A 20,206-nucleotide genomic window follows, 5' to 3' on the forward strand; every position below is an offset into this window, starting at 1 on the left:
CGCGACTCAGTCGTCCAGCTCGCACCGGATCGCGGTCGCCCAGTCGGGCACCTCGGGGGCCTCGTCCCCCCGGCGGAGCAGCAGGGCCACCACGACCGCGCAGCCGGCGGGCGGCGTGGCGGGCCACGGCGTCCACCCATCGGTCAGCACCACCGCGAGGGTCGGGCGCGGGCGCACCTCCTTGAGGGCAGCCATCGCCGCCCGGAGGTCGGTGCCGCCGCCCCCGTGCAACACGGCGTCCCGTGCGCGCCGCACCCGGGTGACCGCCTGCACCGCCGCGTCGCAGGCGATGACCGTGACCGCGGACCCGGCCACCCCGAGCGCGCGCAACGCGCCCTCGACCTCGCCGAGGGCACGGCCCAGCAGCGCGTCGTCGACCGAGCCGGAGGTGTCGACCACCATCGCCACGGTGGGGTTCGGACGCCGCCAGCCCGGCAGGAACAGGCCCGGCGTCGAGGCCGCCCGCCGGTTGGGACGCGTCCAGGTGGTGTGGGTGCGCCCCGACGTCCAGCCCACCCCGCGCCGGACGGCCTGGGCGAGCAGCTGCTCCCATGGCAGGGTCGGCTCGGTCATCCGGCGCACCCAGCGGGCGGCCTCGCCGGGGGTGTCGCCGCGCCCGCCCTTGCGGCCGCGGTATTCGATCGCCACCACCTCGCGGACGCCCTGCGCGTGGCCGGCGTCCACCAGGCCCACGTCGGCCTCGGGCGGAAGCTCCCAGGGGCGGGGGAGGCCGTCGACCGAGCTGCCGTGGCCGTGCTCGTCAGCGGGGTGCTCGTCGGGCTCGGGCTTGGGGTCGCCGGCGGGCAGGCGGGTGAGCGTGGCCCAGTACTCCTCGGCCGGACGCCCCGGCGGCAGCTTCCCGGGGTGCCCGGCGCGCAGCGCCCCGGCGTTCGCGATCAGGTCGGCGGACGCCACCCCCTCGGGGGACAGCGTGTCGAACAGGGCCAGGTCGGTCGCCCGGTGCCACGCGGCGCCCGTGGCGCGGTCGACCCCGACCGAGCGGGCCCGCCCGGCGTGGTCGAGCAGGAGGTGCCAGAGCTCGTGGGCCAGGTCCCGGGCCAGCGACTCGACCTCGACCGACGCCGCCCAGTCGGGGTTCACGTACAGCCGCCAGTGCTCGTCGGACGCGATCCGCGGCACCTCGGTCGTCTCAACCGTCACCAGGGCGTACAGGCCGCGGGCGAGGTAGGGGAGCCTGGCGCCGGCGTCCGCGATCAGCCAGAGCTTGGCCGCGGCGACCGCGTCACCGGCGCGCCGCACGGCCGGTCCCCGTCCCTCCCGATCCGGTGGTGCCCGGGCCGGACCCCGCCCCCGGCAGCAGCCCGGCCAGCGCCAGCACCGACGCGAAGACCTTCACCTCGGGCGGCAGGGCCGCACCCGCGGGCCGCGTGCGCAGCAGCGCCCGGACCGCCGGCACCGCCGGGTCGACGCCCGCCTGGTCGGCCGCGGTGCAACAGGCGACGACCGCGGCCGACCACGCCTGCGGCGTCCCGGCCTGGGTGGCTGCGCCCACCACGCCCTGCAGCGTGACGTACACGTGGTCGGCGCGGGCCCCGGTGAACCAGGCGCCGGTGGGGTCCTCGAGGATGGCCCGGCTGTCGGGCAGGTCCTGCGCGGCGGCCCACGCGAGGAACTCGTGGGCCGCGGCCCCGCCGACGCACCCCGCGACGAGCAGCCGCACGACCGCGTCGGACGCCTCGACCGCCCGGGCGAGGGCGACGAGCCGGGCCGCGTAGTCCCAGGTGCGGGGCGTCGGGAACGCCCGGCCGCGGTCGACCGCGGCCTTCGGGACCGAGCTCAGCTGGCTCGACCGCGCCCGCAGGAACCCCGAGACCAGCACCCGCTGCGCCAGCAGGTGCCGGTCGAAGTCGTCGGGCAGCGCGTACACCGGCATCGTCGGCCACGCGCCGGTGACGAGCGCCTCGGAGTAGACCTCCAGGGGCAGCTCCCAGTCCAGGTGCACGAACCGGGACGCCGTGGGCGCGGCCAGCTCCCACCCGGCCGCGGCCACGTCGGCGGGGTTGGCCGCGGCGAGGAAGCTCACGGTCGGCGGCAGCTGCAGGGCGCCCACCTCGTAGTGGGTCAGCGGGCGCAGCGCGGCCGCCTGCAGGGCCGGTGAGGCGGTCGAGAACTCGTCGAAGAACGCGATCGCCGGGCCCGCGTGGTCGCGCAGGCGCACCGCCCAGGCGGGCGGGGCCAGGTCGACCCGGCCGTCGACGAGCACGGGCAGCCCGGCGAAGTCGGAGGGCTCGTAGTGGCTGATGATCAGCGTCTCGACGTGCCACCCCGCGGTGCGGGCCGACTCGATCGCCGCCGTCTTGCCCTGCCCGGGGTCACCCCACAGCAGCGCCGGGATGCGGGCGGACACGCAGATGCCCACCGCCTGCAGGAGGTTCTCGTAGCCGGTCCGGTTCATCGGGGTACCTCCAGGTGGATGGTGGGCGTGCGGGTGGCGGAGAGGTGGGCCACGGCATCCGGGGCGGTGCCGTGGCGGGCGAGCGCGAGCGCGGCGGTGACGGTGTCGACCGCGAGACCGCGCTTCGCCGCGAGGCCGACGGTGCGGGCCACGGCCGCCGGGGCGGGGGCGCACCGCGGGTCGAGGGCGGCGTGGGGGTCGTGGCGGTACAGCTCGACCAAGTCGCGGACCGCCGGCGTGGTGCCCGACTCCTGCCAGCGGCCCAGGACGGTGGCGGCCCGCGGCACGTCGACGCCGGTCTCGGACGCGTACGCCTTCGCGTGGACGAGGTCGTAGGCGTCGCCGGCGAACACGCGGTCGATGGTGGCGAGCGGCACTCCGGCCTCGACCCAGGCCAGCCGTTCGTCGGGGCGCCGGGCGTCGCGGGGCGTCCGGTGCTGGGCTGCCCAGGCCAGCACGACCGGGCCGTGCGGGACGAACTTCTCCAGCACCGCCCACTCGCGCGGCGCGTAGAGGTGGGCGACCACGACGTGGGTCGGGATCGGGATGCCGGTGGGGGACAGCTGGCGGCACAGCTCGGGCACCAGCGCGAACGGGACGCCGGCCGCCCACAGCCGGTCGGCCGCGTCGGGCTCGGCGAGCAGCCCCTCGGCCGCGGAGCGCGGCAGCGGGTTGGTCCCGCCGGCGGGCACCGCGAACCCGAGGGCCTCGACGGTCGCGGCGAGGCGTGCGGGGCTGGAGCGCCACGCCTTCGCCCAGTGGCCGAGCGAGCGCAGGTGCTCGGCCGCCTGAGCGGCGGTCGGCCAGGTCTCCTCGTCGCATGCGCAGCCGGCGGCGGGGGCCAGCGCCGCCCAGTGGGCGGTACCGACGTTGACGACGTCGGCGGGCCGGGTGCGGAGCGTGTGCTCGAGGAGGCCCCACGCCGCCGGCAGGTCGTGGTCGGCCAGCTCGACGCAGGTGAGGTGGCCGCCCAGGGCGACGCCGATGCGCTCGAGGTCGAGGTCGTGGGGGGTGGTGAGCCGGCCGTCGGCGTTCACCGTCACGTCGTGGACGGTGGGTTTGCCCCGGGGGGCGGTGCGGCAGTTGACCCTGATGGTCAGGCCCTCGGGCGGCACGATCGAGGGGGTTCGCGGCTCGTCCATCGGCCCACCTCGTTTCGAACAGGCGTTCGCTGGGGCATCGATCAAACAACATCGATGGGATTCGCGTCAAAGGGCCCTGTGGGATCGCGTGTCACGCCACCCCACAGGGCCCGGTGGGTCAGGTGTCGGCCTCGACGTCCGGGTGGATCAGGCCTCGGTCTCGTCGACCAGGGCGCGGTAGACGTCGCGGCGGGCGCTCGTGAGCACCTCGGCCAGGCGCTCGCGCTGGGCGTCGGACGCCGTGCGCGCGGCATGGCGGACGGCCTCGGCGAGGTCGCGGGTCAGGGCGTGGAGGTCGGGGCCGGCGGCGTCCGCGGCGTCCCGCTGGAACGGGTTCGGCCAGGTGGCGCGGCTCTCCTCGACGTGCTGGACGCCGGTGGGGGTGAGGCTGGCGAGCTTGCGCCCGTCGGACTCGGCCAGGGTGACCAGGCCCTCGTCGGAGAGCACGGCCAGGGTGGGGTAGATGGCGCCGGGGCTGGGGGTCCAGCGACCCTCGGAGCGCTCGGCGATGGTCTGCATCAGCTGGTAGCCGTGCATCGGCTCCTCGGCGAGGAGCGTGAGGACGGCGGCGCGCACGTCGCCGCGCTGGGCGCGTCGGCCTCGGCCTCGTCCGCCACCGTGACGGTGGCCCTCGCCACCGCGTCGGGGGCCTCCGCGGCCCTCGTGGCGTCGCCCGCGGCGCGGGCCCTGGGGGTTCATGTCGTTCATGTCGGGGTTCATGGTGGTTCCTTCCGGTTGTCGTTCACCATGAAAGTAACGATATATCAAAACATGTCACGACGCAAACTCAAGCCCTCGGCGTCCGCGTGGCCAACCACCCGAAAGGGTGCTGACAAGCGATGATGCCGCCTCCTAGCGTGTTTCGGGAGGCCACACGTGCCGTGTGGCTGCCAACCCGAAGGAGAGCCAGATGTCCTCGTTCAACCAGGACCCTTATCGCCCCGTGGGTGACCCGACCGTGACGTCCACGGGCGAGACCGGGGAGCGCGCCCGCGCCGCCGCCGACTCGATCGCAGGCCCGGCCGGCGACGTGAAGGACACCGCGGTCGCCGCGGGGAAGGACGTGCTCGAGACCGCGAAGCACGAGGCCGGGCAGGTCGTGGGGGAGGCCAAGACCCAGGGTCGCCGCCTGCTCGACGAGTCCGTCGGTGAGCTGCGTGGTCAGGCCGAAACGATCCAGGCCCGCCTCGCCGACACCGTCCAGGCGCTGACCGACGAGCTGTCCGCCATGGCGTCCGCCCCCGACGCGAACGGCCCGCTGGCCCAGTTCGCCGGCAGCGGCCGCGACCTCGGTGACCGCGCCGCCGCGTGGCTGCGCGACAACGACCTCGACCAGGCGCTGCACGGCGTCCGTCGGTACGCGGCGCGCAACCCGTGGGCGTTCCTCGCGATCGCCGGCGGTGCCGGCCTGCTCGCCGGACGCCTCGCGCGCGGCCTCCGCGACGCCGACCAGCCCGACGAGGTCGGCACCTACCGCCGCCAGGCGCTCGGCACGACCGAGACCTACGCCTACGACCGCGTGGCCGAGTCGACCACGTACCCCGTGGCCGGGACGATCACGTACCCCACGCCCACGACCCCCGTCGCCCCGACGTACCACGGCGAGGGTGAGGTCGGCGAGGTGGCCCCGTTCACCGAGGGTGGCCCCACCTTCGACGACCCGCGGGGCAAGGCATGACCGAGCAGATCCCAGGCAGCGGCTCCCATGCCGCACCCCGGACACCCGCGGACCGCGCGCTCGCGCAGGCCGTGGACGCCACGGGCACGTACCACGGTGAGGACGACCCGCGCTCGCTGGGCGACATCGCCAGCGACCTGCTGTCGGACGCCTCGACGCTGATCCGCCAGGAGGTGGACCTCGCCAAGGCTGAGCTCCAGCAGTCGGCCACCCGCGCCGGCAAGGGTGCGGGCCTCATGGGCGGGGCCGGCGTGGCCGGGGGGTTCGCCCTCCTGTTCGCCTCCCTCGCCGCGTGGTGGGGCATCGCGGTCCTGATCGGGACCGTCGACAGCCCGGCCCTCGGCTGGTCCGGCCTCATCATCGCGGTCGTGTACGCGATCGTCGCGCTCGTGCTGCTCTCGATGGGCAAGGGCGAGTTCAAGCGGGTCAAGGGCCTGCCCCGCACCGCCGAAACCGTCAGCAAGATTCCGAACGCCGCCACCGGCAACGAGGAGAAGAACCGATGGCCAGCAACCCGGACGACATCCGTCGCGACATCGAGCGCACCCGCGCCGACCTGAGCCACAACGTGAACGCGCTCGCCGACCAGGCGAACCCGGCCAACATCGCCCGCCGCCAGGTGGACAAGGTGACCGGTGGGGCGCGCGACCTCAAGACCCGCATCTTCGGCGACCCGCACGACCCGTGGGATGACGGCGCCGTCGGTGACGTGCAGCACCGGGCCGCCGGTGCCGTGGAGGACGCCCGCTTGGCCGCCGCCGGTGCGGTCGAGGACGCCAAGGGCGCCGTGCAGGACGCCCCCCGCCAGGTCCGTCGGCAGACCCAGGGCAACCCGCTCGCCGCGGGCCTCATCGCCTTCGGCCTCGGCGCCCTCGTGGGTGGTCTCGTGCCGTCGACGCGCGCCGAGCAGGACTGGGTCACCACCGCCAAGGACAAGGCCGAGCCCCTCGTCGAGGAGGCCAAAGCCATGGCCCAGGAGGCGGCGGAGCACCTGAAGCCGGCCGCCCAGCAGGCGGCCGACACCCTGAAGGACGCCGCCACCGCGGCGGGCGAGCACGTCCGTGACGACGCGCAGGTCGCCGCCGACGACGTCCGCAGCCAGGCCGAGCTCGCCGCCGACCAGGCCAAGGCCGACCCCCGCAACCCGCTCTGATCCCATCCCCGGGCGCGGAGCCCGCGCCGAGCGGCGCGGGCTCCGACGGCGGGGGTGGTGCGGGAGGATGAAGTCAGGAGGTGAGGGATGAGCACGGATGTTCGGCCGGCTGAGGCCATGGTCGTCGAGCGCCGCCACGTCGAGGCACACGACCGCGACGGGGCGACGGCGCTCGTCGAGGAGCTCTTCGGCTCGCAGTGCACCTGCAGCGGTGAGGGCGAGACGCACTTCTCGCTGACCTCCGCGACGGCGGGCCCGCTGCGTGCCGACCACGTGTCCTCCTCCCTCGAGGTGTCCCGGGTGGTCGACCCGGCACCCGGCCTCACGATCCTGCACACCGTGCGGGGCACCAGCACGCTGAGCGTGTGGGGGGAGGAGCACGAGGTCCGCCCCGGCGACTCGGTGCTCACCCCGGTGGGCGTCCCCACCTCCCTGCACTGCCGCGGTTTCGAGAAGATGTTCCTCACGATCCCGTTCGACCGGGTGGCGGCGGTGGCCGAGCGCACCACCGGCTGCCGGCCGGGCGGGTTCCGCTTCACCGGGGTCCGGCCGGTCTCGGCCGCCTGGCACCGGCACTGGGTCGGCATGCTGCGCTACGTGTTCGCCACGCTCGCGGCGTCCGGCAGCCCCGCGGCCCACCCCCTGGTCAACGACCAGCTCGTCGAGTCGGCCGCGCTCACCACCCTCAAGGCCTTCCCCAACACGGCGCTCGCCGTGCCGCGCACGCGGTCGGCGCGGGTCAGCCTCGCCACGGTCACCCGCGCCGAGGCGTACATGGAGCAGCACGCGGCCGACCCGATCTCCATCCACGAGGTCGCGGACGCCGCGGGCACGGGCGTGCGCGCGCTCCAGCAGGCGTTCCAGCGTCGCCGCGGCCTCTCACCGGCCGCCTTCCTCCGGGCCACCCGCCTGGCGCGCGCCCACGACGACCTGGTCGCTGCGGACCCCGAGGGGACCACGGGGATCGACGACATCGCCCGGCGCTGGGGCTTCCCCAACCCGCTGCGGTTCGCCGCCGAGTTCCGGGCCACGTACGGTTGCTCGCCCACGGAGGCGTTCGGGTCAGGCTGAGGGCGTCGTCACGCCTAGTCAGTTGCGAAAAGTAGTCCGGTCGACAGATGGAACACCGACCTTGCGTCGGGGTATCCTGACGTCGATCGGGGGGATACATGCGACGTCCGGAACTCACGGAGTTCGACACGCGCGACCCCGAGCGCGCCCGCGAACAGATCGAGCAGGCGTACGCCAGCCACCACTTCGCCGTCACCGACGACGAGGACGGGTTCGAGTACAAGCACCGCCGCATCGACATGGGTGGGGTGCGGATCGATCGACTGAGCCACACCTCCACCCTGGAGCTCGCCGTGGACGCACCCGGTTACCCGATGGTTGCCCGCGTTCTGTCCGGTCGGCTCACCAGTACCACCGAGGGCGTCCCGCGTGAGCTCGGCGCCGGTGACGTCTGCCTGCTGGCGCGACCCCAGGGCCACCACGTCCATCGCCTGTCCTGCGCCACCCTCGAGGTGGTCAGCGTCGACCCGCGGATCTTCGCCCGGCTGGACGCGGCCTCCGTGGAGCGCCTCGACCACCTGGGCGTCGATCCCCTCGACGCCTCGGCGGCACAGGTGTGGGCCCAGGCCGTCGCGTACGTGGCCAAGACCACGGCCGACGACGTGGCCGGCGAGAGCCCGCTGGTGCTGGCGCAGGCCGGGCGCCTGCTCGCCGCGACCCTGATCGCCCTGTTCGACCGTGAGGAGGGCGCGGGCGTCCCGTCGGAGGCGAGCTCCACCTCCGAGACCGTGCAGCGGGCGGTGGAGTTCATCGAGGCCGACCCCACCGCCGACATCGGCGTCGAGGACATCGCGGCGGCCAGCCACGTGACCGCCCGCGCGCTCCAGTTGGCCTTCCGCCGCCACCTCGACACCACCCCGATGGCCTACGTGCGGCGGGTGCGACTGCAGCGCCTGCACCAGGAGCTTCGTCACGCCGATCCCGCCGACGGCGCGACCGTGACGGCCGCAGCGGCACGGTGGGGCTTCCAGCAGATGGGACGCCTCAGTGCGCAGTACCGCGACATGTTCGGGGAGTCCCCCCGGGACACCCTCCGCCGGCCGTAGGGCTTCGTTCTCGTCGGTGTGACCGTTCGTTCGGCGTCCTATCGCCGCCCCCAGTGCATGCGTGAGGCTGGATGCACGTCCTCATCACGGGGGTGAGTGGCACCAGAGCCGCGTTGCGAGGAGGCGACATGATCCACGGAAGTGCACGTACCCAGAGCCGGTCCCACGGTGCGGTCCTGCCGCTGCGCCGGACCATCCGGGTGGCGCTCGTCGACGACTGCGAGGTCGTGGCCCTGGGCCTGCGCCAGCTGCTGGGCGCGCACCCCGACATCGAGGTCGTGGGCGCCGGCGGCATGGCCGAGCGCACTGCCGACGTGCTCCTGTTCGACCCGTGGTTGCAGCGCGACGGCGAGCCGGATGCCGGCCCGCTGCCCCAGGGGCGCGGCGCGCTGGTCGTCTACACGTGGGACACACACCGGGCCCCCGCCGAGCAGACCCTGGGCCAGGGCGTCCGCGGGTGCCTGTCCAAGGCCCTCTCCGGTGACGACCTCGCCAAGGCGCTGCGCCGGATCTCCCGCGGGCACGTCGTGGTCGCGTGGGGCGTGGACCCCGCCGACGACGAGGGGACGGCCGCCGAGCGCGCCGGCCTGAGCCCCCGCGAGACCGAGGTCCTCGGCCTGATCGGCCGTGGCCTCACCAACGAGGCCATCGCGCAGACACTCTTCCTGAGCCCGAACTCCATAAAGTCGCACATCCGCAGCGCCTACCGCAAGATCTGCGTCGAGCGCCGCTCCCAGGCCGTGAAGTGGGTGCACGAGCACGGCCTGCGCCTGGACACGCTGGCACTGCCCGGTCCGGCCGCCTGATCCACCCCTCGCGCCGGGCACGCCACCCCGGACACCAGAACCCGCACCGCATCCTCCCTCCGCGGTGCGGGTTCTGCACGTCCGGTGTAAGCGCAGGTAAAACAACACAAAGTCCCAAGGAACCTCTTGACTCTATGTGGGTTTTGGTTGACGATGGTGCGCAGTGGACGGAGTCGTCCACCCCGGTCGCACCGCTGCGGCCCGGTACACCTGGAGGACGACATGACGCTCACCGACACTCGCGTCGACAAGCCGAAGGGCCCCGGCGCTCGGGCCCAGGTCCAGAAGTTCGGCACCTTCCTGTCGAACATGGTCATGCCCAACATCGGCGCGTTCATCGCCTGGGGCCTCATCACCTCGCTCTTCATCGAAGCCGGCTGGCTGAACCTCGCGGCCGGCGGCACCCTCCCGGCCGACAGCTGGGTCGCCCAGCTCGGAGGCTGGGGCACTCGCATGGTCGACGGGGAGGAGGTCGCCAACACCGGCATCGTCGGCCCGATGATCAGCTACCTGCTGCCGCTGCTGATCGGCTACACCGGTGGCCGCATGGTCTACAACGAGCGTGGCCCCCGCGGTGGCGTGGTCGGCGCGATCGCCACCATGGGCGTCATCGCCGGTACCTCGATCCCGATGTTCATGGGCGCCATGATCATGGGCCCGCTCGGCGGCTGGACGATGAAGAAGATCGACGCCCTGTGGGACGGCAAGATCAAGCCCGGCTTCGAGATGCTCGTCGACAACTTCTCCGCCGGCATCTGGGGCGCCATCCTGGCCGTGGCCGGCTTCTTCGCCCTGAGCCCGGTCGTCACCGGTGTCAGCACCGCGATGGGCGCCGGCGTGCAGGTGCTCGTGAACAACGGCCTGCTGCCGCTGACCTCGGTGCTCATCGAGCCGGCCAAGATCCTGTTCCTCAACAACGCGATCAACCACGGCGTCCTGACCCCGCTCGGTCTGGCGCAGTCGCAGGCCACCGGCCAGTCGATCCTGTTCCTGCTCGAGGCCAACCCCGGCCCCGGCCTGGGCATCCTGCTGGCCTTCATGCTCTTCGGGAAGGGTGCGGCCAAGGCCTCGGCCCCCGGCGCCGCGATCATCCACTTCCTCGGTGGCATCCACGAGATCTACTTCCCGTACGTGCTGATGAAGCCGGTCATGATCATCGCGGCGATCGCCGGTGGAGCCAGCGGCGTCCTGATGAACGTGCTGTTCAACGGCGGCCTGCGCTCCCCGGCGGCCCCGGGCTCGATCATCGCGGTCTACGCGTCGATCACCCCGCAGGGCATCGTGGGCGTCACCATCTCCTGGATCGTCGCGGCCGCGGTCTCGTTCGCCGTCGGCGCCCTGCTGCTGCGCATGTCGAAGGACAAGGGTGAGGGCGACCTCGGCGCCGCCACCGCCTCGATGGAGTCGATGAAGGGCAAGAAGTCCTCCGTCTCCTCCACCCTCGCCGGCACCGGCGCCGCCGCGCTCTCCGGCCCGGTCCGCAACGTCGTGTTCGCCTGCGACGCCGGCATGGGCTCCTCGGCGATGGGTGCCTCGGTGCTCCGCAAGAAGATCCAGGACGCCGGGTTCAGCGACGTCAAGGTGGTCAACCAGGCCATCGCGAACCTGACCGACTCCTACGACATCATCGTCACCCACAAGGACCTGGCCGCCCGGGCCGCCCCCCTCGTGCCGTCGGCCGCCCTGTACACCGTCGACAACTTCATGGGCAGCCCCGTCTACGACGAGGTCGTGGAGGCCGTCAAGGCCGCCAACGCGCCCACGGCGTCCGACGCTCCCGCGAAGCCGAAGCGCAAGAAGAAGGCGCTCGACCCGAACGTGCTGCCGCGCGAGGCCGTGCGCCTGGGTCTGATCGCCGCTGACAAGGAGGACGCGATCCGGATGGCCGGCCAGACCCTGGTCGCCATCGGAGCGGCCGATGAGGGCTACATTGACGGCATGCTCGAGCGTGAGACCCAGGTCTCCACCTTCATGGGCAACGGCGTGGCGATCCCGCACGGCACCAACGAGTCGCGCGGGCACATCAGGAAGGCCGCCCTCGGGTTCCTGCAGTTCCCCGGCGGCGTGGACTGGAACGGCAAGACCGCCTATGTCGCGATCCCGATCGCGTCGAACTCCGACGAGCACGTGGGCATCCTGAGCGCCCTCGCGACCGTGCTCGCCGACAAGTCCAAGGCCGAGCGGCTGCGGACCACCACCAGTGTTGACGAGGTGCTGGACCTGCTGGCACCGGAAGAGGACTGAAGAAATCATGAAGGCATTGAGGTTCTACGCCCCCGGCGACGTGCGCCTGGAGGATGTCCCCGAGCCGGTCTGCGGGCCGAGCGAGGTGAAGATCAAAGTCAAGAACTGCTCCACCTGCGGCACCGACGTGAAGATCCGCAACAACGGGCACGTGAACATCACCCGCGTGACCACGATGGGCCACGAGGTGGCCGGCGAGGTCGTCGAGGTCGGCGCCGACGCCCTGGGTGGCTTCGAGGTCGGGGACCGCGTGCAGGTCATCGCGGCCGTGCCGTGCGGCGACTGCCACGAGTGCCGCAAGGGATGGATGGAGGTCTGCCAGAACCAGACCTCGGTCGGCTACCAGTACGACGGCGGCTTCGCCGAGTACATGGTCGTGCCGAAGGAGGTGCTGAAGGTCGACGGCCTCAACCGCATCCCTGACGGCGTCGGCTACGACGAGGCCTCGGCCGCCGAGCCGTTCGCCTGCGCGATCAACGCCCAGGAGCAGCTCGGCATCGAGGAGGGCGACTTCGTCGTCGTCTTCGGCGCCGGCCCGATCGGGTGCATGCACATCCGCATCGCCCGCGGCGTCCACAAGGCCGGCACCATCGTGCTGGTCGACATCAACGCCGAGCGCCTGGCCATGTCGGCCGAGGCGGTCAACCCCGACCTGACCATCGACGCGTCCAGCGTCAACGTGGTCGAGGAGGTCATGCGCCTCACCGAGGGCCGCGGCGCCGACGTGATCATCACCGCCACCCCGGCCAACATCAACCAGGAGCAGGCCATCAACATGGCGGCCCGCAACGGCCGGATCTCGTTCTTCGGCGGCCTGCCCAAGACCAACCCGATGATCGAGTGCGACAGCAACCTGGTGCACTACCGCCAGCTGCACATCCACGGCGCCAACGGGTCGGCCCCGGCCCACCACAAGCGCGCGCTGGAGTACATCTCCACCGGTCAGATCCCGGTCAAGGACCTGATCACGCGCCACGTGCCGCTGGAGAACGTGCTCGACGCGTTCGACATCGTCGCCAAGGGCGAGGCCATCAAGGTGACGGTCGAGCCCTGACCCTGAGTTGAGTGTCCGCCGTTTGCGGCCTGTCGTTCGTGCGCCATGGCGTGCGTCCGGCAGGCCGCATTCGGCGTACAGGGGGTCAGGGGTCAGGGGCGCGGACGCCGCTCGTGCAACTTCTTGACCCGCTGGGCGAGGTCGGGGTCGGGGCCGTCGACGTGGGCTTGGGGGACGATCGTCGTGATGGGGAGGGTGGCCACGGGTGCAGGCGGGAACCCGAGGTCGGTGAGCCACTCGCCCAGCTGCTCGGAGGACGACGCGTACACGATGCGGCCCAGCCCCACCCACCCGTGCGCGGCGGCGCACATCGGGCAGTGCTCGCCGGAGGTGTAGACGGTGGCTTCTGCGCGCTCGCTGGGGGTCAGGTGGGCGGCGGCCCAGCGGGCGATCGAGAGCTCGGGGTGCTGGGTGTGGTCGCCGCCGGCGACATGGTTGTGGTCCTCGAACAGGGTGTCGCCGGTGGCTGAGACCAGGACCGACCCGAACGGTTCGTCGCCGGCCTCGAGCGCCTGCTCGGCCAGGTCGACGGCTCGGGTGAGGTGCACGCGATCGGCGTCGGTGATGGGCATGGGTCAGCTCCTGTCCAGTTGAGCTTCCAGGGACGCCGCGACGGCCTCGAACTCGGCCAAGGCAGCTGTGAGGTCCTCGACGATCTCGCGAGCGATGACGTCGGGCGAGGGCAGGCTGTCGAGGTCGGTCAGGGAGTCGTCCTTCAGCCACGTGATGTCGAGGTTCGCCTTGTCGCGGGCGACCAGCTCGTCGTAGGTGAAGGCACGGAACCGCTCCGACTCCACGCGTGTCAGCCGCGACCGGCCGGGCGCGTAGCAGGCAACGAAGTCATCGAGATCAGCTCGGCGCAGCGGGTTCTGCTTCAGGGTGAAGTGCTTGTTGGTGCGCAGGTCGTAGACCCACAGCTTGTCGGTCCACGGCTCACCGGGCCGTGCCTGTCGCTTGTCGAAGAACAACACGTTCGCCTTGACGCCCTGGGCGTAGAACAACCCTGTGGGCAACCGCAGCATGGTGTGCAGGTCGAAGTCAGCCAGCAGTTTGCGGCGGATTGTCTCGCCCGCTCCCCCCTCGAACAACACGTTGTCGGGCAGCACCACGGCGGCCCGCCCGTCGGTGTCGAGGATCGTCATGATGTGCTGCAGGAAGTTGAGCTGCTTGTTCGACGTCGAGGCGGCGAAGTCCTGCCGCTCGATCGCCGCGTCCTCGCGGGACTCGCGTCCGTCGGCACCGATGGTGGCCAGCGCCGACTTGCGGCCGAAGGGCGGGTTGGAGAGGACGACCGACCAACGGCGTCCGGGGTCGGCGGTCAGGGAATCACGCACATCGATCTGTGCCTCGCCCGAGTAGGTGCCGATGCCGTGCAGCAGCAGGTTCATGGCCGCCAGGCGGGCGGTGCCGTCGACGAGTTCGTAGCCGTAGACGAAGTCGTCGCGCAGTTTGTCGCGTTGGGTGGGGGTCATGGACGCCGCATCGCGAGCCGCGTGCTCGTGGGCCACGAGCAGGAACCCGCCGGTTCCGCAGGCGGGGTCGACCACGCTGTCGGCCACCGTCGGGTCGATGACGTCGACCATCGCCTGGATGAGCGGGCGAGGGGTGAAGTACTGGCCCGCCCCCGATCCCTTGTCGGAGGCCCCCTTGGCCAGCAGGGATTCGTAGGCGTCGCCGGTGATGTCGGTGCCGGTCCCCGTCCAGTGTTCCTGGCCGATGAGGTCGTGGACGAGGCGCTGCAGCTTCGCCGGGTCCTGAATGCGGTTCTGCGACTTGCGGAAGATGGTGCCCACGACTCCCGGCTCCCGAGACAGACCCATCAGCATCTCGGTGTAGAGGATTTCGAGTTCCAGACCCGAGGCGTCCAACAGGCGCTGCCAGTCGTACCTGGTGGGCAGGATCCGCTCGGGCGCCAGACTCCGGGTCGCCCGCTCATGGGCCATCTTGAGGAACAGCAGGTACGTGAGCTGTTCGGTGTACTCCAGCACGCCCACCCCGTCGTCGCGCAGGACGTCGCAGTAGGCCCAGAGCTTGTCGACAAGGCGGCGGGAGTCGGTCACAAATCGATCCTAGGGTGAGTTCGTCGGACTCGCCCCGCACCCCTGTCAGCCTGCGTGCCTACAATCCGTTCCCAGTGACTCTCGACGTGAGGAGGTGGTCGCATCACCGAACAGTACCGACCGGCTGTAGCGCCCACAGAGGCTGAAGTGGACACCGTCGCGTTCGTCGGGAAGCTCAGGGCCGTCGATCTCGACACCCACCGGCTTCAGGTGACGGATGACACGGGCACGAAGGTCGCGCTGGCCAAGGTCGTCGATTCGGAGACCATCGGACGCCTGCTCAATCAGTACGTTGCCGTGTTCGGCACGCCCGTTCGGGATGACAACGGAAACCTCAAGGCCATCCACGGAGCGCGCGTCGAGCCGGCTCTCGCCTTGCCGCAGGGGGTTGGCTTGGGGGTCCAGGGTTGGGTGAGCCTCGGAGCGCTTGCGGAGGGCCTCGTTGGCCCCAGCTTGCGAGGGATCCCAGATGTCACCGATGACGAGGCAGAGTCATTCCTCACTGCGATTGGCCTCCGATCGTCCTGGGCGCGGTCCTGCACGGGGACGCTCCCTGCGAGCATCACTGACAACGAATCCGACGTTCCCACTCAAGTTGGCAAGGGTCAGCGAGCTTCCAAGTGAGAGGGGGATGAAGTTGGAAGTTTCCCCGTCAGGCACTCACTCTCATCGTCACTCCTCACTGTCATGAGTGACAGGCAGAGTGACAGCGAGAGAGCCCCTCACAGCGTCTCCAAGAAGTTCTCGTCCAAGCGGTAGAGCGTCACCGTCTGTTCCGCTTGGACGCCGACGCCATGGGTCACGAGCAACTGGGCGAGGCGGCGGGTGTCGATCAACTCGATGCGCGCACTGAAGCGGTCGGCCTCCGTGCGCGCCCCGTCCGTGAAGCGTGACGTCGTGATGTACGCGCCGCGGTCGCCCTGCTTGCCGTGCAGGGCGCCGGCGAACTCGTGGATCCGTGGCCGGCCGATTGGACGGTCGACTGCGCAGTGCTTGGCCTGCACGTAGATACGGTCGAGGCCCAACGGGTCCTGGCTGATGATGCCGTCGATGCCCGCGTCCCCGGACGCCGACGTGCGCTCCAGCTGCCCCATCCGGTTGTCGCTCCGCCCGTACCCCATCGCCCCGAGCAACCGGATCACCAGTTCCTCGAACGCGGTCGGGGACAGCGCCAGCGCCGCCTTGAGTACCTCGCCCTCGATGACGGCGCGGTTGGCCGCGACCGCCTCTGCGACCAAGTCACTCGGATTCTTCGGACGCCTCGGGCTGGGGCTCACCTGCCGGGCCGGGTTTCGCCGATGCCGTGCGCGTCTCAGCGGTGGGGCCTGTCCTCTCGCGCTTGCGTTCGGTGAACTCGACGAAGGAGGGAATGCCTCCAACACCTTGTTGTCGATGCGTTCGGGATGGGCCCGCAGCGCGGCCCGGCCCTCGTCTGTGATCGTGATCTGGCCGCGCGTGGGTCGCGTGACGAGCCCGGCCTGGTTGAGGTAGGTCATCGCCCAACCGACGCGAGCACGGGGCGCATGCAGGTCTGGTAGTCCGGAATCATCGCTCTCCTTGGAGCTTTGGCGGCTCCTGTGCGGCTGATGGACGTGGCCGGGTGCCTCGCCCTTCACATGACCAGACCTAGTTGGTGAAAGACCTCAAACGGGTCTCGCCAGGGCACTCCCATGGCGTCACAGGCGTCCGGAATCATCACCCGCTTCTTCGATTCGGGGCGCGGCTGTTCCCGAGTCACGAGTTCATGTCCGCCCGAGTGAGCTTGGGCCACGAGCAGATAGTCCGCCGCCGCGAGGAACTCACTCCGAGCCGCTTGGGTGTAGCCCCGCTGCGGGCTCATCGCCCAGGTGGAGAGGTTTCCCATGCTCGTCACCGCAGCTTGGTCAGGAGCTAGCCAGAAGCCCGTCGGTAGACCTTTTGCCCACGCGGCCAGTGGGTCTTGGCCGGCCACAAGTTCGTCGCGGACAGCCTCGATGGATGCGACCGTGCCGCCCTGGTGCTGTTGGGTCAGCCAGGACCAGAATGTCGGGGCCAGCGACGGAGCGTAGTAGGTCCGTGCCGCCTCGATGAATACGTTGGCGTCGAGCAGGAACATCAGCGACCCTCCAGACGGCTGGCGTACTCGTCGAAGAGTCGAGGGGAGCTGAACGCCATGAGCCGCACGGCATCCGTCACCGGCGTCGCCCCGCGACGCGTCTCGGAAATCAACGCGCGAGACAACCGCTCGCCGATGCGGAACGGCTGATTGTTGTAGAAGTCCCCTCCGGGCGTTCGTTTCGTCTCCCCCAAGAGGGTCAGCAGTCGATCGACTTCATCACGGTAGGCGGTAGCGAAGCCCTCTTGGGGGACCAGACGCACATCTCGCAGCCTGATGAGGACGACCAGGGTGGAGCAACGGTAGTAGGAGGCGAGCCGCTCAAGCTCCTGGGTGCGTGGGGCAGTCGCATCGAACCGGATCACGAGGTCGTCGCGGGGGACGGCGATCTCGGCGGCCACCGTGTCGCACCAGCGCTCGATGTCGGTGGTTGCTTCCTCCAGAGGTTCCCCGCCGACACTGACGCCGGAGTCGCCATGCCACACGTGCGCGAACTCGTGCAGAAGGGAGAAGACTTGTCCGGCCTTGGTGTCGTTCGCGTTGACGAAGACCAAGGGAGCGGTCGCGCTCCTGAGGGTGAACCCCCTGAACTCTTCGCGGTCGAGGAGGCGATGTGTGTTGTTGCCCACCATGGAGGAGAGGACTGCCAAGCCCCCCAACGCTTCGAACGCGCGAACGAGGTGCTTGCGCGCTTCGTCGTTGGAACGCAGCTTGCTCCGTTCAGGAAGGTCGTAGCGGAGGGCGGTTCGGATCAACGCGGCCGCGTCGGTGGGCTCCATGCCGCGCGCGGACCCCACGAACGCCAGCTCGTCCTCGCCCCAGCTGGTCAGATAGTCCTCGAACCAACCTTGGCGTTGCTGGTTGAGATGGATCGTGTCCAGCAACTCTTGGCTGGGTTCAGCGATCCCGGTTCCTGTGACGCGGAAGTCAGGGATGGGGAGTTCGACTGTCGGCGGGGTCTCCAGGAGCAGCATGCCGAAAGGCACGTGGGTGTACGCAGCGAGGTCCTGAGCCTGTTTGACGGTCGGGTGGACGTCCTCCGCCACCCATCGGTCCCAGGCCGGGAACCGCCGACGCATGGCCTCGTTGTCGTGGCGACCGCGCTGTTGGGCCCACTCCAACACCGGCCGGCGTACGGCGACGCGAGCGATGGCCATGCTGTCTCACCTCCCTTCCCTCAAGTCTCGCAGACCCTTCAGACAGGATGACGGGTGACCCGCACGAGCGCATCGACCGACCTGTTCTCGGCCCCGAGAGATTGTCAGCTGAGCGGGGCACGATGTTGGCATGGATACCTTCTGGGGCCTGACTGCCACCGACTGGACTGCCATCTACACCCTCATCACGCTCTTGCTCTGGGTGACTGCTGTCGTCACTGTCGTCTACGCCGCCCGACAGTGGCGCGACACGCGAGCGGCCAACCTCGAGACCATGCGGCCCTATGTCCTGGCGACGGCTGAACCTCTCCTCTCGGATCGGCAGATGTTCGACCTGTCGATCCGGAATATCGGTCAGCGTCCGGCGATCGACGTGCGGGTGGAGATCGACCCTCCGCCACGCCGGTCAAGCGACCCGGCGGAAGGCCCGACACTGGGGAAGCTTCGCATGCTCAACGAGCCGATCGCCATGATCGCTCCTGGGCAGGACATGCGGACCTTGTGGGATGACCACGCAAAGCGTCATGAGGTTGATTGGATATTGCGCTCGGTGAGGGCCGCTGTTCCGCTGGTGGGTGAGCCAGTGTTCCGGTGACCAGTGGGCCACTTCGACGGGGTTGGGTGAGCCGTGGCGCCGTCAGGGGCGGGCCGCGAGATGGCCCGCCCCTGACGCTTGTTCACTCCAGATGGGTGAAGTGCTTGCGCATGGAGTCGTCGCAGTCGAGGACGGTGGCGTGCGCGTTGGTGGTGATCCGGTCGACGATCGCGTCGGCGAGGATCTTCTCTTCCATCCGGTCGTGCCATTGCCCGGGTGGCAGTTGGGTGCAGTAGATCGTGGAGGCGGTCTTGTGGCGCCGGTCGATCAGGGTGTGGAGCTGCTGGACCTGGGGCCGGGTCGGTGGCGTGAGGAACCAGTCGTCGATGATCAACAACTCGACCTTGACCAGGGTGTCGAGGCAGCGCTTCTTGTCGCCGGTGCGTTCGGCGATCGTGATCCGGTCGAACAGTTCGTCCGCCGACAGGTAGAGCACCTTGCGGTACTGCTGGCAGGCCTTGTTCGCCAGGGCGCAGGCGACGTAGGTCTTCCCGGCCCCGGTGGGTCCTTGCAGGATGACGTCTTGGCGTTTGACCAGGTAGGAGCCGATCGCGAGGCGGGCGATCAGTTCGCTGTCCACGCTGCGTCCGGGCATGGCCTTGAGGTCGGCCAGATCAGCTCCGGGTTGCGCCAGGCCTGCTTGTCGGCGGAGCCGGTGCAGCTTGCTGTCCCGTCTGCGTTCGTATTCCCAGTCGACGGCCTGTTTGACCAGTTCGGGGCCACTCAACGTGGCCGTCGCGGTGGTGTCGGCGAGGTTCTCGAAGTACTCGGCCATCCCGGACAGGCGCATCATCTTGAGCCGGGTGAGGGTTTCGATGTCGATCATGCTCGGCTCCCGTAGTAGTCGGCGCCGCGCACGAACCCGGCATCGCCGAGTGAGGGTGCGGGGGGTGGTTCGGCGGGTGTCCAGCCGGCCCACAGCTTCTTGATCAGCGTGTACGACGGGGCGGGGGTGGCCGCCAACGCCCGATTGCAGGTGTCCTCGAGGCGGGCGATGCCGCCGGGCTTCTTGGCCAGCGACATCACCCCCAGGCACGACCGGTAGGACTGCTCGACGATCTTCCGCGACGCGAGGATCGCCCGGATCGCGGCCACCGTGTGGGGGCCGATGGTCGCGGCCCACTGCTCGAACCGTTCCGGGGTCCAGTCCACGAGCCGGCTGCGGTGCGAGGCCGGCATGTGCGCGGGCAGGGTGGAGTACCGGCCGAACACGCCCTTGAACCGCGGATGCGACGCGACGCGCTCGATACCGTCGAAGACCTCGACGGTGGCCGAGGTGATCCGGACGTCCAAGGATTGCCCGATCAGCCGTGCGGGGACCGAGTAGAAGTTCCGATCGACCTGGACGTGGTAGTTCGGTCCTGCCTTGGCCTTGCGGAGGTCTGCGAGTTCGAACCGGACCGGTGGTAGCGGGATCAGCAGTGGTTTCTCGTCGCGTTCGAACACCACCTGTCGGGAGTCCTCCCGCTTCTGGAACGGTCGAGCGTTGATGGCGGCGACTTCGTCGAAGATGGCTTCGTTCAACTCGGCCAACCCGACGAACTGCCGGTTGCGGAGCACGGGGTGCTGTCAGATGGTTTGTGTAAGCGGTCCTTCTACCGGAAGGAACCATGATGAGTGTTGTGACCGATACGACGAATCATTCGAACAGGCTGTCTGCTGCCGAGCGACGTGCTTTGCGGGCTGAGG

At 70.4% G+C, this 20,206-nt stretch carries 21 protein-coding genes; 10 read left to right on the forward strand and 11 right to left on the reverse strand.

Features of this window, described 5'->3' with window-relative positions:
• Nucleotides 1-6: 6 nt before the first annotated feature.
• The 4 genes from H5397_RS13760 to H5397_RS13775 form a co-directional block, all read right to left on the reverse strand.
• Nucleotides 7-1,260 carry a VWA-like domain-containing protein gene (locus H5397_RS13760; protein WP_182818126.1) on the reverse strand — a complete coding sequence of 418 codons (1,254 nt, stop codon included), beginning with the start codon at nucleotides 1,258-1,260 and terminating at the stop codon, nucleotides 7-9.
• A complete protein-coding gene (locus tag H5397_RS13765) occupies nucleotides 1,244-2,416 on the reverse strand; it encodes an AAA family ATPase (RefSeq protein WP_182818127.1) in 1,173 nt (390 codons plus the stop codon). Before H5397_RS13765 ends, H5397_RS13760 begins: the two co-directional genes overlap by 17 nt.
• Nucleotides 2,413-3,558, reverse strand: a complete 1,146-nt coding sequence (locus H5397_RS13770) for a hypothetical protein (RefSeq protein WP_182818128.1) — start codon at nucleotides 3,556-3,558, stop codon at nucleotides 2,413-2,415. Before H5397_RS13770 ends, H5397_RS13765 begins: the two co-directional genes overlap by 4 nt.
• Nucleotides 3,559-3,705: 147 nt before the next feature.
• The gene (locus H5397_RS13775; RefSeq protein WP_182818130.1) at nucleotides 3,706-4,278 is read right to left on the reverse strand and encodes a PadR family transcriptional regulator; all 573 of its coding nucleotides are present in this window, start codon (nucleotides 4,276-4,278) and stop codon (nucleotides 3,706-3,708) included.
• A 190-nt stretch (nucleotides 4,279-4,468) separates the two neighbouring features.
• Here H5397_RS13775 and H5397_RS13780 point away from each other — a divergent pair, with 190 nt between their 5' ends.
• From H5397_RS13780 to H5397_RS13815, 8 genes are all read left to right on the forward strand, one after another.
• Entirely contained in the window at nucleotides 4,469-5,236 is a 768-nt protein-coding gene (locus H5397_RS13780) for a hypothetical protein (protein WP_182818131.1), read from the forward strand.
• The gene (locus H5397_RS13785; protein ID WP_182818132.1) at nucleotides 5,233-5,796 is read left to right on the forward strand and encodes a phage holin family protein; all 564 of its coding nucleotides are present in this window, start codon (nucleotides 5,233-5,235) and stop codon (nucleotides 5,794-5,796) included. Before H5397_RS13780 ends, H5397_RS13785 begins: the two co-directional genes overlap by 4 nt.
• Nucleotides 5,739-6,389, forward strand: a complete 651-nt coding sequence (locus H5397_RS13790) for a DUF3618 domain-containing protein (protein WP_182818133.1) — start codon at nucleotides 5,739-5,741, stop codon at nucleotides 6,387-6,389. The genes H5397_RS13785 and H5397_RS13790 overlap by 58 nt, the downstream gene beginning before the upstream one ends.
• A gap of 87 nt (nucleotides 6,390-6,476) precedes the next feature.
• The gene (locus tag H5397_RS13795) at nucleotides 6,477-7,460 is read left to right on the forward strand and encodes an AraC family transcriptional regulator (protein WP_182818134.1); all 984 of its coding nucleotides are present in this window, start codon (nucleotides 6,477-6,479) and stop codon (nucleotides 7,458-7,460) included.
• 98 nt (nucleotides 7,461-7,558) lie between these two features.
• The gene (locus H5397_RS13800; RefSeq protein ID WP_182818135.1) at nucleotides 7,559-8,506 is read left to right on the forward strand and encodes a helix-turn-helix domain-containing protein; all 948 of its coding nucleotides are present in this window, start codon (nucleotides 7,559-7,561) and stop codon (nucleotides 8,504-8,506) included.
• A gap of 128 nt (nucleotides 8,507-8,634) precedes the next feature.
• Nucleotides 8,635-9,312, forward strand: coding sequence for a LuxR C-terminal-related transcriptional regulator (locus H5397_RS13805; protein WP_182818136.1), 678 nt, complete (start codon nucleotides 8,635-8,637; stop codon nucleotides 9,310-9,312).
• Nucleotides 9,313-9,534: 222 nt separating this feature from the next.
• The gene (locus H5397_RS13810; protein ID WP_182818137.1) at nucleotides 9,535-11,556 is read left to right on the forward strand and encodes a PTS mannitol transporter subunit IICBA; all 2,022 of its coding nucleotides are present in this window, start codon (nucleotides 9,535-9,537) and stop codon (nucleotides 11,554-11,556) included.
• Nucleotides 11,557-11,563: 7 nt separating this feature from the next.
• Nucleotides 11,564-12,610, forward strand: a complete 1,047-nt coding sequence (locus H5397_RS13815) for a zinc-dependent dehydrogenase (protein ID WP_182818138.1) — start codon at nucleotides 11,564-11,566, stop codon at nucleotides 12,608-12,610.
• 92 nt (nucleotides 12,611-12,702) lie between these two features.
• Here H5397_RS13815 and H5397_RS13820 read toward each other — a convergent pair whose 3' ends face one another.
• Both H5397_RS13820 and H5397_RS13825 read right to left on the reverse strand, forming a co-directional pair.
• On the reverse strand, nucleotides 12,703-13,182 hold the full coding sequence (locus tag H5397_RS13820; RefSeq protein ID WP_182818139.1) for a nucleoside deaminase: 480 nt from the start codon (nucleotides 13,180-13,182) through the stop codon (nucleotides 12,703-12,705).
• 3 nt (nucleotides 13,183-13,185) lie between these two features.
• The gene (locus H5397_RS13825; protein WP_182818141.1) at nucleotides 13,186-14,670 is read right to left on the reverse strand and encodes a class I SAM-dependent DNA methyltransferase; all 1,485 of its coding nucleotides are present in this window, start codon (nucleotides 14,668-14,670) and stop codon (nucleotides 13,186-13,188) included.
• A 147-nt stretch (nucleotides 14,671-14,817) separates the two neighbouring features.
• Here H5397_RS13825 and H5397_RS13830 point away from each other — a divergent pair, with 147 nt between their 5' ends.
• A complete protein-coding gene (locus H5397_RS13830; protein WP_182818142.1) occupies nucleotides 14,818-15,294 on the forward strand; it encodes a hypothetical protein in 477 nt (158 codons plus the stop codon).
• 98 nt (nucleotides 15,295-15,392) lie between these two features.
• Here H5397_RS13830 and H5397_RS13835 read toward each other — a convergent pair whose 3' ends face one another.
• The 3 genes from H5397_RS13835 to H5397_RS13845 are packed head-to-tail and all read right to left on the reverse strand — an operon-like array spanning nucleotide 15,393 to nucleotide 17,922.
• On the reverse strand, nucleotides 15,393-16,286 hold the full coding sequence (locus H5397_RS13835) for a restriction endonuclease (RefSeq protein WP_375539455.1): 894 nt from the start codon (nucleotides 16,284-16,286) through the stop codon (nucleotides 15,393-15,395).
• Complete coding sequence (locus H5397_RS13840; protein WP_182818144.1) at nucleotides 16,283-16,765, reverse strand: DUF4411 family protein; 483 nt, start codon at nucleotides 16,763-16,765, stop codon at nucleotides 16,283-16,285. Before H5397_RS13840 ends, H5397_RS13835 begins: the two co-directional genes overlap by 4 nt.
• On the reverse strand, nucleotides 16,765-17,922 hold the full coding sequence (locus H5397_RS13845; RefSeq protein WP_220492290.1) for an ImmA/IrrE family metallo-endopeptidase: 1,158 nt from the start codon (nucleotides 17,920-17,922) through the stop codon (nucleotides 16,765-16,767). Before H5397_RS13845 ends, H5397_RS13840 begins: the two co-directional genes overlap by 1 nt.
• Before the next feature lie 130 nt (nucleotides 17,923-18,052).
• On the opposite strand from H5397_RS13845, the gene H5397_RS13850 reads away from it, so the two are divergent.
• On the forward strand, nucleotides 18,053-18,517 hold the full coding sequence (locus H5397_RS13850) for a hypothetical protein (RefSeq protein WP_182818145.1): 465 nt from the start codon (nucleotides 18,053-18,055) through the stop codon (nucleotides 18,515-18,517).
• An 82-nt stretch (nucleotides 18,518-18,599) separates the two neighbouring features.
• Here H5397_RS13850 and H5397_RS13855 read toward each other — a convergent pair whose 3' ends face one another.
• Together H5397_RS13855 and H5397_RS13860 are read right to left on the reverse strand one after the other, a co-directional pair.
• Nucleotides 18,600-19,343 (reverse strand): ATP-binding protein, encoded by a 744-nt coding sequence (locus tag H5397_RS13855; protein WP_182818146.1) that lies wholly within the window; start codon nucleotides 19,341-19,343, stop codon nucleotides 18,600-18,602.
• On the reverse strand, nucleotides 19,340-20,077 hold the full coding sequence (locus H5397_RS13860; protein WP_182818147.1) for a hypothetical protein: 738 nt from the start codon (nucleotides 20,075-20,077) through the stop codon (nucleotides 19,340-19,342). Before H5397_RS13860 ends, H5397_RS13855 begins: the two co-directional genes overlap by 4 nt.
• Nucleotides 20,078-20,206 lie beyond the last annotated feature (129 nt).

It is taken from the genome of Propioniciclava sp. MC1683, from assembly GCF_014164675.1.
Taxonomy (GTDB): Bacteria; Actinomycetota; Actinomycetes; order Propionibacteriales; family Propionibacteriaceae; genus Propioniciclava.

Bases quoted from the DNA above. Each gene is read 5' to 3' on its own strand.
- H5397_RS13765 (WP_182818127.1), bottom strand. From the start codon at position 2,416: ATGAACCGGACCGGCTACGAGAACCTCCTGCAGGCGGTGGGCATCTGC.
- H5397_RS13770 (WP_182818128.1), bottom strand. From the start codon at position 3,558: ATGGACGAGCCGCGAACCCCCTCGATCGTGCCGCCCGAGGGCCTGACC.
- H5397_RS13775 (WP_182818130.1), bottom strand. From the start codon at position 4,278: ATGAACCCCGACATGAACGACATGAACCCCCAGGGCCCGCGCCGCGGG.
- H5397_RS13780 (WP_182818131.1), top strand. From the start codon at position 4,469: ATGTCCTCGTTCAACCAGGACCCTTATCGCCCCGTGGGTGACCCGACC.
- H5397_RS13785 (WP_182818132.1), top strand. From the start codon at position 5,233: ATGACCGAGCAGATCCCAGGCAGCGGCTCCCATGCCGCACCCCGGACA.
- H5397_RS13790 (WP_182818133.1), top strand. From the start codon at position 5,739: ATGGCCAGCAACCCGGACGACATCCGTCGCGACATCGAGCGCACCCGC.
- H5397_RS13795 (WP_182818134.1), top strand. From the start codon at position 6,477: ATGAGCACGGATGTTCGGCCGGCTGAGGCCATGGTCGTCGAGCGCCGC.
- H5397_RS13800 (WP_182818135.1), top strand. From the start codon at position 7,559: ATGCGACGTCCGGAACTCACGGAGTTCGACACGCGCGACCCCGAGCGC.
- H5397_RS13805 (WP_182818136.1), top strand. From the start codon at position 8,635: ATGATCCACGGAAGTGCACGTACCCAGAGCCGGTCCCACGGTGCGGTC.
- H5397_RS13810 (WP_182818137.1), top strand. From the start codon at position 9,535: ATGACGCTCACCGACACTCGCGTCGACAAGCCGAAGGGCCCCGGCGCT.
- H5397_RS13815 (WP_182818138.1), top strand. From the start codon at position 11,564: ATGAAGGCATTGAGGTTCTACGCCCCCGGCGACGTGCGCCTGGAGGAT.
- H5397_RS13820 (WP_182818139.1), bottom strand. From the start codon at position 13,182: ATGCCCATCACCGACGCCGATCGCGTGCACCTCACCCGAGCCGTCGAC.
- H5397_RS13840 (WP_182818144.1), bottom strand. From the start codon at position 16,765: ATGTTCCTGCTCGACGCCAACGTATTCATCGAGGCGGCACGGACCTAC.
- H5397_RS13845 (WP_220492290.1), bottom strand. From the start codon at position 17,922: ATGGCCATCGCTCGCGTCGCCGTACGCCGGCCGGTGTTGGAGTGGGCC.
- H5397_RS13850 (WP_182818145.1), top strand. From the start codon at position 18,053: ATGGATACCTTCTGGGGCCTGACTGCCACCGACTGGACTGCCATCTAC.
- H5397_RS13855 (WP_182818146.1), bottom strand. From the start codon at position 19,343: ATGATCGACATCGAAACCCTCACCCGGCTCAAGATGATGCGCCTGTCC.